This is a genomic window from Paraliomyxa miuraensis (assembly GCF_026337845.1).
GTDB classification, from domain to species: domain Bacteria; phylum Myxococcota_A; class Polyangia; order Nannocystales; family Nannocystaceae; genus Paraliomyxa; species Paraliomyxa miuraensis.
The window spans coordinates 31,049-42,802 of sequence record NZ_JAOVZF010000123.1 but is presented as its reverse complement, the minus strand read 5'-3'; the positions used below and the strand labels follow the sequence as shown (position 1 = coordinate 42,802).

8 protein-coding genes are annotated in these 11,754 nt (G+C 68.5%); 4 read left to right on the top strand and 4 right to left on the bottom strand.

All coding sequences use genetic code 11. The annotated features are described in order from the left end of the window. Positions 1 to 806: 806 nt before the first annotated feature. The 3 genes from OEB96_RS01855 to OEB96_RS01845 form a co-directional block, all read right to left on the bottom strand. Positions 807 to 1,418, bottom strand: coding sequence for a hypothetical protein (locus OEB96_RS01855; RefSeq protein ID WP_266213666.1), 612 nt, complete (start codon positions 1,416 to 1,418; stop codon positions 807 to 809). Beyond that, positions 1,415 to 2,347, bottom strand: a complete 933-nt coding sequence (locus OEB96_RS01850) for a hypothetical protein (protein ID WP_266213665.1) — start codon at positions 2,345 to 2,347, stop codon at positions 1,415 to 1,417. Before OEB96_RS01850 ends, OEB96_RS01855 begins: the two co-directional genes overlap by 4 nt. 226 nt (positions 2,348 to 2,573) lie before the next feature. After that, positions 2,574 to 3,122 carry an NnrU family protein gene (locus tag OEB96_RS01845; protein ID WP_266213664.1) on the bottom strand — a complete coding sequence of 183 codons (549 nt, stop codon included), beginning with the start codon at positions 3,120 to 3,122 and terminating at the stop codon, positions 2,574 to 2,576. A gap of 173 nt (positions 3,123 to 3,295) precedes the next feature. Here OEB96_RS01845 and OEB96_RS01840 point away from each other — a divergent pair, with 173 nt between their 5' ends. From OEB96_RS01840 to OEB96_RS01830, 3 genes are all read left to right on the top strand, one after another. Then, positions 3,296 to 4,441 carry a cyanophycinase gene (locus OEB96_RS01840; RefSeq protein ID WP_266213663.1) on the top strand — a complete coding sequence of 382 codons (1,146 nt, stop codon included), beginning with the start codon at positions 3,296 to 3,298 and terminating at the stop codon, positions 4,439 to 4,441. A gap of 130 nt (positions 4,442 to 4,571) precedes the next feature. Then, positions 4,572 to 6,896 (top strand): glycosyltransferase family protein, encoded by a 2,325-nt coding sequence (locus tag OEB96_RS01835; protein WP_266213662.1) that lies wholly within the window; start codon positions 4,572 to 4,574, stop codon positions 6,894 to 6,896. Positions 6,897 to 7,001: 105 nt separating this feature from the next. Next, entirely contained in the window at positions 7,002 to 8,051 is a 1,050-nt protein-coding gene (locus tag OEB96_RS01830; RefSeq protein ID WP_266213661.1) for a LamG domain-containing protein, read from the top strand. 41 nt (positions 8,052 to 8,092) lie between these two features. Here the strand turns inward: OEB96_RS01830 and OEB96_RS01825 are convergent, their stop codons facing one another. After that, the gene (locus OEB96_RS01825; protein WP_266213660.1) at positions 8,093 to 8,656 is read right to left on the bottom strand and encodes an RNA polymerase sigma factor; all 564 of its coding nucleotides are present in this window, start codon (positions 8,654 to 8,656) and stop codon (positions 8,093 to 8,095) included. A gap of 198 nt (positions 8,657 to 8,854) precedes the next feature. Between OEB96_RS01825 and OEB96_RS01820 the strand changes: the two genes are divergently transcribed. Then, positions 8,855 to 11,746, top strand: coding sequence for a protein kinase domain-containing protein (locus tag OEB96_RS01820; protein ID WP_266213659.1), 2,892 nt, complete (start codon positions 8,855 to 8,857; stop codon positions 11,744 to 11,746). Positions 11,747 to 11,754: the final 8 nt, after the last annotated feature.

Here is an 11,754-nt window from a genome sequence, read left to right as displayed (position 1 = left end):
TGCCTGACGCAAACCCCTCAACAACCGGCCCTTCAGGTGAAATCCCGCCTATTGTGCTTTTCGAGCGCTTGGTTCAGGGCTAGGCCACCAAATCCACGGGAATCTCCGCCATGTGCGCCGAGGGCACCGTCGGTATCTCCCGGCGGATCGACGGGCTCAACCGAGCAGGCCGTGCCGTACGCGAGCGCGAGTACGAACGCCCGGCACAATGCAGTGGACGGGGAGACTCTGAGCAACGTGGAGGCGGGCATGGGCAATCATTTCTCGCGAGGGCTTCCCCTTTCGAACAAGCCGCAGCGTCGAGTCCTATCTCGAAGTCCAGTACTTCAGCTTGGTTTGGTAGTCCAGTGAAGAATGACCGTTTACTTCACATTGCCTACCGTGCACGCCGTCGACAGCCCCATACCCAAGTGGCCCGTTCGGTCCTCCCGGGTGCTTGGCTGGGCTCCGCGGCGAAATCGCGCACCAGATCTGCGCGATTTCAACGGGGCAGGCGCTTTTGGATGTCGGTCAATCGAAAACCCGGCACCGGACGAGCGGCTCCGCGAGGTGCTCGGGGTGGTGGGCTCATGCTGACGCTGCCATCGGAGCCCGGATGTTCATGGCCACGCAGCCCGTGCATCTGGGGCAGAGCCATGACGGCATGAGTGCCATCGTCACGGGAACCTTCGGGTACTCGGCTCGCTCGGGGACCCTCTTCGTCTTCGTCAATCGCCCGAGCCACCTTGACAACAAGGCATACCACGTACCACGAGGCGGCCTCGCCAACGTCCGTCGCCACGAACCAGGACCCCAGGGGAAAGCGCTCACGGGCACGCTTCCCCTGGTTCCTCACCCTCACAGTAGTCGACCTGCATGACGGCCCCGGTGGTGCAGCGGTCGACCCAGCACGATTCGCCGGGGTGGAAGGTGAAGAACGTGTTGATCACACCATCGGCTTCGAACCGAAGCGCTCGGCAAGGCCCCATGAGCTGAACGCGGAGGGTGTCGACTTCCTGGAGTCCGAAGAGGCTCAGCGACACCTCGTCCGGGCCGGGACTCAAGGTCAGCCACCCTTCCTCGGATGCCACCCATTCATACGTGGAGGTCACGGGCTCGTCGAAGGAGCAATCATCGAGGAGGACCTCGGCTCGTCCGTCGGACAGGATCTCGAAATTGATGAGCGAGTAGGTGCCGAGCGGATCCCCACGCTCGCCGAACGGAAGGTATGGGTTCTCGAAGTGATAGCGGCCGATCCAGCGGGAGACGTCGAAGGTTTCGCCCGTGCTCCCGTCACCCCCGTTGCTCGAGCCGGAGGGCTGGCCAGACGAACCCGAGGAGGCATCGGAGCCCAACTCGACGAGGTCTGCGTCGGCGCACTGGCAGCCGGCGACCGAGACGAGCGGCAGGAGGAGCGTGGCGATCGAACGCGTGGTCAAGCGAGCCTCCTTCGGCGCCTCGCGCCGAGCAGCAACAACGACAAGAGCGCGAGCCTGCCGCTACGCGGGCCCCGGGCTCGGCAGCCGCAGCCGTCGGGACCCGCCTGCACACCGGCCGTCTCGGCCGGGCTCGTCGTTGACTCCTCCTCCGGGTCAAAGGTCCCTGCGGTGGTGTCGAGGCCGGGCATCGTGCACTCCGAGACGTCGAACATGCAGGCGTTCTGATCGCAGCCCAAAGCCCCGCCCGCGTACTCCGGCATCGCGTCGCAGCTCGCGTACAGCCACTCGGTGCCGTCGCAGGTCTCGCTGCCCTCGCGCACGCCGTTGCCGCAGTCCTCGCACACCATCGGCATCGGGCACGACACCCGAAGAAGCGACCACCGAGGCGCTGCTCTACCCTTTCCACCGAGACGCAGGCGAACGGCGGCGTGGGGTCGCAGCGCTGGCCGTTGAGCATCTGCCAGAACGCCTGCCGAGGATCGAAAGTCGCTCATGCGGTGCAGCTCGAGTTCATCGGCCGTCAGCCCCGCCTCCAGGCCAAGATCGGCGGGATGCTCGACGATCCACGCCTCGAGGTTGGCTTGGACCGCTTCGTCCGGGTCATCGGGCGACGCGGGGTAGAGCACGGCGTTGCGAGCGGCGAGGCCGTACGTGCTCCCGTCGGAGTGGCAATGGCGATCCACGCCGCACTCGAGCGGCGGCAGGCCAGGAGGAGCGAGCGCGCACGGCAGGTCGCACGCCGCTCCCGTGAACGGCCCGTCGCAGCTTGGAAGCAGCGTTCCATCGCAGGCCAGGCTCGTCTGCCCGAGCCCATGATCCACCAAACCAAGCCGCTCGGCCTCCTCATTCGTCGACTCGTCGCCACGCTCCCGCTCCGATTCCTCGGCCACGCATCCGCCGAGCCCGCCGAGCATCCACGCGACCACCATTGCAGATCGACCATTGCCCACGTCGTCCGGGCTGACACCTCGGTGCCCCTTGGCAACACGGACCCGTCGAATTCGATCGCTCTAAGAACGGTCGAGTCCTCGCTGCCAGGCGCACATGGCCTGGCGCAGGAACCTCCGTCGTAGCGAGTCGAGCAGCTCGGGGTGTTCGCCCGCCGGATGCGTCAATCGACGACCGGCTGGACAGGCGATCGAGACGGCGAGGCGATCACCCCGGGAACGGGTAGTGTCCCAGCCAGGTGTGGATCGCCGCGATCACGCCAAAGGCCACCAGCGAGGCCACGACGAGCACCACGTCTGCGCGGATCGGACCGGGCTGCGGTCGTGCCCACGGCCCGTCCTTGGCGTTGATCACCAGCATCTCGACCACCGCCCACAGCCCCATCGATCCGAACAGCACCAGCGAGCGACGATCGCCATTGACCAGCACGTGGGCCACCGACCACACGAGCACGCCCGTGAGCATTGGGTGCCGTAGCCACGTCCGCAGCCTGCCCTTCGAGCTGCCCATGCTCAGCAGGATCACCGCCACCAGCATCAACAGGTTGTTGGCATGGCGCCCCCAGGGCGGCGGGAGGAACACGAAGTCGAGCGTCGCGCTGCGGTAGCCCATCACCATGGCGAAGAGCCCCCCCACGATGAGCAGCGCGGCGATGCCCTTGCCCCGCTCGCCCATGCGCTGTCGCAGGCCCGGCAGCAGGCGCTTGAAGAAGTGGCCCGCCCACCACAGTACGATGCCCACGATGAGCAGGATCATGGCCCATGGTAGCAGAACGGTCGAACCCGGGCATGCAGCTCTCGCACCCTCCACCGAGCCGTTCCAGGGTTCGCTTGCAGTAGGAGCGCGAGCCCGAGGATGGGCCGCTGGTTGGAGAGCGCCAGCGTAGACTGCTCCGCGCCCACGGGGTAGCGTTGCACGCTCACGACTCCATGCCGCCCCGCTTCTTCGCTTGGTCCTCGTACTCCATCCTCGGGCTCGTGCTCGGTTGTCGGGCGCCCTCTGGCGGCGACGATACCAGCACCACCGGTTCGTCTGGCGTCGGGCAGGACACGAGCACCACCGCACCGGACGAGGGCATCACTTCGAGCTCCGATCCCGACTCGAGCACCTCGAGCTCCGACCCCGACTCGAGCACTGGCGAGCCCACCGACCCCAAGCCCCCGGCGCCTCCTGGACTCGTCGTCTACATCACCGGCAATCCCGAGGATGCCGACGTCGATCCCACCGGTCCCGGCCTCGTTCTCATGGGCGGCGGTTCCGACGTGGACGAGGCGTTCTCGTGGTGGGGCAACTACATCGCCGGTGGCGACGTGGTGGTCATCCGCACGAGTGGAGCCGATGGATACAACGACTACCTCTACGGCTTCGGCAACGCCGACTCGGTCGAGACCATGCTAGTGACCGCCGGATTCGCCAGCGACCCCTACGTGAGCTGGACACTACGCCACGCGGAGGCCATCTTCATGGCCGGCGGCGACCAGGCCACCTACCTCGAGGGGTGGAAGGGCACCCCCGTCGAGGATGCGATCCACGAGGCACATGGCCGCGGTGCGGTGATCGGAGGCACCAGCGCGGGCTTGGCCGTGCTCGGCGAATTCGTCTACGCGGCCTACAACGACGGCGTCTATTCCTACGAGGCGCTCGAGGATCCCTACAACTTCTACATGACCATGGAGCGCGACTTCCTCGCGCTACCGTCGCTGGCGGGGATCATCACTGACACTCACCTCTTCGAGCGCGACCGAATGGGGCGGCTGCTCGGCTTCCTCGCGCGAATCCACGCCGATGGTTGGTCCAACGACGTCACCGGCATTGGGGTCGACGAAGCCACCGCGGTGCTCGTGGGTCCCGACGGAATGGGCACGGTGGTGGGGGCGGGGCATGCGTACGTGGTGCAGGCCGATCATGCCCCGACCGTGTGCCAGCCAGGTGAGCCGCTCGAGTACCCCGGGCTCGTCTACCACGCGCTCTCGGCCGGCAACACGCTCGCGTTCCCCGGGGCCGCTGCTGCAGGCCCGGGCGATCCGATCGCGGCCTCGGGTGGGGTGACGATTCCATCGGATCCCTACCCTTGAGGGCGTTGGCGCTGCGGGTCGGGACGGCTGCTGGTTGCCCTCGGCGGGCTCCTCCATCGCGCGCGGACGCTCACGATCATGGCGCCCCTCGGCCGCTCCGAGGCGCGCCATCGTGCGCTAGAAGGGGCTGGTGAGCGCGCAGGGCGAGGCATCGGGGCCAGCGTCGTCCGTGGTCGGCTGCGACGTTCCGGGGCGCACCGATGTCGCCGTGGCCTCGCTCCTCACGATCGTGTCGGGCCTGTTCTTCGGGCTCCACCGCTCACGCTGGCTCGACGACTGGGACAGCGTCCAGTTCGCCCTCGCGCTCGAGCGGCTGAGCCTCACGGAGCACCGGCCCCACCCGCCTGGCTACTTCGCCTACGTGTTCATGGCGCGGGGGATCGACGTCCTCGCCGACGATCCGCAGCTCTCCCTCACCACCCTCAGCATCGTCGCCGGCGCCCTCACGATCGGGCTGCTGTACTTGACGGGCCGGGTCGTCCGCGATCGAACCACGGGGCTCGTCGCCGCCGGCATGCTGTTTGCGACCCCGGCCTTCACCAAGGGCTCGGTGGTCGCGATGAGCGACGTGGTCGTCCTGCCGTTCTTCTTTGGCGCCCTCCTGCTCGGCGTCCTCGCTCGGCGAGCGCTCGTGGCGGGTCCGAGGCCACGTGCGCTGCTCCTGCTCGTCGCCACGGGCGGGCTCGCGGCCTGGGGGGCGGGGGTCCGTCCCCAGTGGAGCCTTCATCTCGCGCTCTTGCTGCTCGGCCTGGCGATCTGGTGCAGGGCTCCGCGGGCGTGGCTCGGCCTCGGCCTCGGCGGAGCGCTCGGGCTGGGGGCATGGTTGCTGCCCGCGCTGCGCGAGCTCGAGATGGGGGTGGGCGGCTACCTGCGGTCCGGCGCCCAGCAATACGGCGCGCACCCCTCGACGAGGGCCAAGCTCTCCGCGGATCACCTCGGCGAGTACCTGGCGTCATGGGTCCTCGAGTGGGAGCTCGTGTTCGCTCTGTTCGCGTCCGCGAGCCTGCTCTTGCTCGTGCTGGGGGCCGCGCGCCGCCGGGCGCCATGGACGAGGGCCGTGGGGATCTGGAGCATCGGCGCGCTGGTCCTTGCCCTGCTCGGCGTGGCCGAGGCCTTGTGGCTCCATCCGCTGGCCTTTCGCCGGGCTCTGCTCCCGGCGGCGCCCTTCGTGGCCCTGCTGCTCGCCATCCCCTACGGGCTGTTCCATGCCGGCCTGCGCGGCGCGGGGGCTCGGGCCGCGATGGCCGGGGCCTGCGGCGCGATGCTCGTGCTCGGCATCGCCGGTGCCCAAGCACGCGCGCGGCAGCTCGACCGGAGCCGGCCCCCGCCCGTCGACGCCGCCCGCTTCGTCGCGGAGCAGCTCGAGGGAGAGCGCGTGCTGGTCGTCGCCGGCATGTCCTTTCGACACTTCCAGCACTACCTGCCCCCGCATGCCGACCTGCAGTGGCGCGATTCCTTTGCCTGGGGACCGTCGCTCGACCGCGGAGACTACTCGGTGCTCGTGACCGACTGGCCCCTCGACGGGCTCGAGCCCTCACGCTCGGTCCGCTTCGAGCGAAGCCCCCTCCTCTACGCCAAGCACCACCGCGTCACCCTGTACACCTACGAGCTCGCGGACCTCCGCTTCGTCCTGGACGAGGGCATCTTCTACCGCGAGCGCTGGGGGTTCTGGACGACGGACGAGGCGCGAGGCTGGGCGCGCGCCGACGCCCGGGGGTCTGGGCGGCTGGCCCTGTCGGTGCACTCGGCCTTCGGGACGCAAAGGACCCTCGAGCTGTCCGTCGGCGACGCCTCGGAGCCCGTTGCGACCGCGCAGGTCGGGGGCGAGCGCCAGACCCTCGAGGCGAGCTTGCCACTCGGGCGCCAGTGGCAGCCCGTGACCCTCTTCACCGCCCAGGGCTGCGAGTCCGGCAAGGCCCGGGGGGTCTCCGGCGATCAGCGTTGCCTCGCCTTCGCCATCCACGAGGCCAAGGTCGGGGCGGAGTACTACGCGCTCGGAGACACGCTCCACTTCGACGCCAATCGGGTCGTGCGCGAGCAGCTTCGCCAGGGGTGGTCGGCGCCGGAAGACTGGGGGGTGTGGAGCGACGAGGGCAGCGCCGTGCTCGCGCTCGTGCTCGCCGAACCCGTGAGCGACGAGGTCCTGCGCCTCGAGCTCGAGGCCCGCCTCTTGGTCCTCGCCGGGGAGCCGGCTCCGCCGACGCTCGAGGTCCTGGCCAACGGTGCCACCATCGGTCGCTGGACGCCGGACGACGGCAGCTTCCACGAGCTGCGCTGGGCCTTGCCGGGGAGCCTCATCCCCAAGAGCGGCCGGCTGGAGCTCGTCTTGCGGGTGACGCCGATGCGCACGCCCGCCGAGCTGGATCTCGGGCAGGATCTGCGAACGCTAGGCGTCGGGCTCAGGTCCGTGCGGGTGAGCCCGAAGGACGCGGACGAGCCGGCTGCTCCACCATGAGCCGTGCGGCGGGCGGGACCAGCCTCGGCATCGCGTCGAGTTGCTCGACCGGGCCACTCGATCTCCGATGACCGTATCGCGTGCGGTTCCGCTATGATGGTGGTGGTGAGAGCATCGGGTCGACACGCCGCCCATGTGGGGCTCTTGGGAGTCGTCGTGCTCGGAGGTTCGTGCGTCAGCACCGACGTGTTCCAGTGCCACAGCGATGCCGAGTGCAACACCGCCGATCAGGCGGGGATCTGCGAGGAGAACGGGTTCTGCGCGTTCCCGAACGACGAGTGCCCGTCGGAATACGCGTACGGCGAGCTCGCGGGACCCGAGCTCGCGGGCCAGTGCGTACCCCTGTCGACGAGCAGCTCGACCGGCGTGGACACCCCGCCGATGGGCGACACGACCCATTCGACGACCGATCCGTCGACCACGGACGCCCTGACGTCGACCAGCGGAGCGTCCACGACCGGCGCAGGTGCACGCGTGACGGACGGATTGCTCGTCCTCTACACGTTCGACGAAGGGTCGGGGACGGTCGTCCTCGATCACGGCGCGCCCCCGGTCGTCGACCTCGTCATCCCGGGCGATGCTTCGGTGACGTGGGGCCCGGAAGGCCTGACGGTCACGGCCGATGGCACCGCGATCGACTCGGGCCCGGCGCTCAAGGTTCATGACGCGTGCTCCGCGTCGGGGGCGTTCACCGCCGAAGCGTGGGTGACCCCGTCGAACGCGGTGCAAGGATCCTTGTCGAGTGGACCGGCCAAGATCCTCAGCCACGCCACGTCGCCGTCGACGCGGAACTTCACGCTGGGGATCGGTCACCTCGACGATGGACCCTCCGGGCAGCTCGCGTTCGCGGTCCGCACGTCCACGACCGACACCGACGCGTACCCGTACCTGTATACGGGGAGCGACGTGGTGATGACCGCACCGATGCACGTCGTCGCCACGTACACCACCGGCGACGCGGACCGCATGTACGTCGACGGGATCGAGGTCGCAGTCGGACCCAAGGCCGACGATCTATCGACCTGGAACGACATGGCGACGATCGCGATCGGCAGCGGCGGCCCGTCCTTCCTCGGCACCTACCACCTCGTGGCGGTGTACGACCACGCCCTGTCCTCGACGGAGATCCAGCAGAACTTCGACGCTGGGTACTGACGACGACGCCGACGCACGGAAGGGAACGGACGGAAGGACGTTCAGCGCGGCGTGAGTGGAGGACGCAGGTCCTCGACGAGCTCGCCGAGCCGGTGCTTGGCGCGACGCAGGCGATCCTTGACCGTGCCCTCGGGCCAGCCGAGCACGTTGGAGATCTCGCGCATCGTCAGCTCCTCCCACATGTAGAGCTCGAGCGCGGTCTGCTGCTCTACGGGCAACCGCTGCAGGGCCAGCCGCACCCGCTGCTTCTCCTCGTCGATGGCGGCCAGCTCGCTCGGGGTCTGGCCCAGATCGCGGATCGACGAGGTCTCGAGCGCGACGGGGCTTGCGCGGGCGTGCAGCCGGCGGAGGTGGTTGCGGAGCACGTTCCACGCGATGCCGAGCAAGTACGCGCGGAAGCTGCGTCCTTCGCGGTAGCGCTCGACCGACTCGAGGCACGCGAGGAACGTGCGCTGGGTGAGGTCCTGGGGGTCGGAGACCTTGTTGGTGAAGAACCGATCCACGCGCTCGTAGTGGCGCTCGAACAGCTGCTCGCCGGCACCTCGATCACCCGAGCGCCACCCAGCGAGCAGGGTGTCGTCCATGACATCCTGATCGTCAGCCATCGTCGGCGATCATTTCATGGGATCGCGTGAGCCGTGGTGGAAAATCGAGCGCACGGCAATCCGATCCGGAAGCACGGGACAATGGCAATTGGGTGATCGTGTACTTCGCGAAGGAGATCATCCAAAGCAGGTTCCAAGGGCAAGAACGCTGTAACAAGGGATTCCCCTAGCTGCCCAGAATCGGGTATGCAGCCGTGCATGGCGAGCATGGGCTCCAGCGGGATCTCCGTGCCGAGCGCGTGGCGGGACGCCAACCCCACCCAGCCCTCCTCGTCCACTCTGCTCGATGCCCTCGAGCGAGCCGCGACCGCCGCGCGATCGGGCGTCGAGCCTCGATGGCCATGCATCGGCCGCTACCGTGTGCGCGGCAAGCTGGGCCAGGGGGGCATGAGCAGCGTATGGGAGGCACTCGACGACCAGCTCGACCGTCGAGTGGCGATCAAGCTGCTGCGAAGGGATCTGTCGCACGGGCACGGGCAGCGGCTGCGACGCGAGGCGCAGGCGTTGGCCAAGCTGTCGCATCCCAACGTGGTGCAGGTGTACGAGGTGATCGAGGCCGAGGGGCTCACCGCAGTGGTGATGGAGTTGGTGGAGGGGCAGACGCTGCGGCGATGGCAAGAGCAGCAGCCTCGCCCGGGCTGGAAGGCGTGCGTGGAGCTCTACCTGCAAGCGGGGCGAGGACTCGCGGCGGCCCATGCCGTCGGACTGGTGCATCGGGATTTCAAGCCGGACAACTGCATCGTCGACGAGGAGGGGCGCGTGCGCGTGCTCGACTTCGGCCTGGTGGCGCGAGAGCACGACGAGACGACGGTCGACGAGGTGGAGTCGGGGTCTGCCGGAGACTCGCTGGAGCTTCGGCTGACGCGAACCGGGACGTTGATGGGGACGGCAGCCTACATGCCACCCGAGCGGCTGGGACGGCGTGGCGGCGATGGGATGGCCGGGGATCAGTTCAGCTTCTGCGCGTCGATCTACGAGGCGCTCCATGGCGAGCGGCCGTTTGCTGGAGGATCGGAGAAGGAGCTGCAAGCGGCGATCGAGAGCGGTCGGGCGCGTCCGCCCCCCAAGGGCTCGAGGGTGCCGTCGCGGGTGCGGGCGGTCGTGCTACGGGGGCTGGCGGTGGACCCCGGGCAGCGGTGGGAATCGATGCCGCGGTTCCTCGCCGAGCTCGAGCGCGTGCTGGCGCGATCGGGGCGCTGGCGATGGCTTGGCGTTGGCATGGGCACGGCCCTCGTGGGTGCGGCCGTGTCTGGCGCAGTGCTTACGGGCATGACGCGCCAGACGTGTGCCGGAGCCGCAGACCAACTCGGCGGCGTGTGGGATGAGGAGCGGCGGGCGGCCGTGCGGGCGGCGATCCTCGACACGCGAACGCAGCATGCAACCGACACGTGGATTCGGATCGAGCCGATGCTGAATGACTACGCGAGCCAGTGGGCAAGCAAGCACACCGAGATCTGTGAGGCCACGCGGGTAACCGCAGTACAGACCGAGGAGGACATGGGGCTGCGGATGCGGTGCCTCGACAAGCGGAGGATCGCGCTGCTCGAAGCGGTGGCAGTGCTCGCACGGGGCGGCGCAGACACGAGGGCCAACGCCGTCAGCCTGGTGTCGAGGCTGCCCGCGATCACGTTCTGCGACGATCTCGAGGCCCTGCATGCCCAGCTGCCGCCGCCCAGGGATCCCGAGCTGGCCAGGGCCGTGGACGAGGCGAGGGCACGGCTGTCTCGGGCACGGACGCAGCGCGAGGCGGGGACCTACGCAGATGCCGAGCGCGAGGCGAGCGAGGTGCTGGACGAGGCCGAGCGGCTCGGGTACGAGCCGCTCATGGCCGAGGCCCTGCTGGAGCGGGGGGAGTGTCGCGCGGCGCTCGCTCGCAGGGCCGAAGCCGAGGAGGACCTCGAGGGTGCCTTGGATCTGGCCCAGCGCATCGACTACCGCAACATCGAGGCGCGGGCTGCGAGCGGGTTGGGACGACTGGCGGCCGGGGATCGGTCACGGCTCGACGAGGCCGAGCGACTGGCTCGACATGCGTGGAACCTGGCCAATCGCCGCGGCTCCGATCGACTGCTGCTGGCCGATGCGGCCAGCGCGTACGGGGACGTGCGCACGATGCGATCCACCGTCCCGATCGAGCAGAGGCGAACCCTCGATCTCCAACGTAGTGCCCGAGCGCTCTACGTGGACGCCCTAGGCTCCGAGCACCCGGCCGTCGCCAAGACCCACGAATCCGAGGGCGACCTGCTAAAGAAGCAGAAGAAGCCATGGCTCGCTCAGGAGAGCTACGAGCAGGCGCTCCACATCTACGAGAATGCGTTGGGCTCATCGCACCCTGCGGTTGCAGAGGTCTCGTCGAAGCTGGGTGTGGCACTGGTCGAGCAAGGCGATCCAGACATGGCACTCGAGCTCCACGAGCATGCGCTGTCCATGCGCGAGGCCGTGTTCGGTCCGTGGCACCCGAGCATTGCCTTCACCTGGACGAGAATCGGCATCGCACTCCATCGTCAAGGACGGCTCGAAGAAGCATGGGCTGCTCATCGGCACGCGTTGGAGATCCTCGGGCACACCCCGGGCCAGGAGCCGACCGCAGAGATCGGCATCGTGTGCGAGCTCGGCTTCGTGCTGCGCGATCAAGGAAGGATGATGGAGGCCGTAGATTGGTACGATTTCTCCGTCTTGCTTCGTGATGAGGCGTTCGGGCCCCTGGACCCATACACCGTGCTCGTGGTCATGAACATCGGCGATGAGCTCCTCGACCGTGGGCTATTCGATGCTGCCGAGGATCGCTATCTGCGGTCCTTGGACCGCTCGGCTCGAGCTCGATGCTACTGTGCTGCCCTTGCCTTGATTCGCTTGGGCGAGGTCGCCCTGGCGCGAAGGGACATCGCGGGCGCAGCGCAGTATGTGAAACGTGCCATGCTCGTCGAGGGGTTCGCCGACAACACGTCCTCGAACGCGGCCATGACGGTGCAAGCACGCTTCCGGCGCGCCCTACGGCGCGCCGGTCTGGACGACACAAGCCTCGGCGAGGGGTACGAGGGCTACGCCGAGGCGGTGCGGTTGCTGGAGGATGCGGCGGGCCTCGCCCACTGATCTTGTCC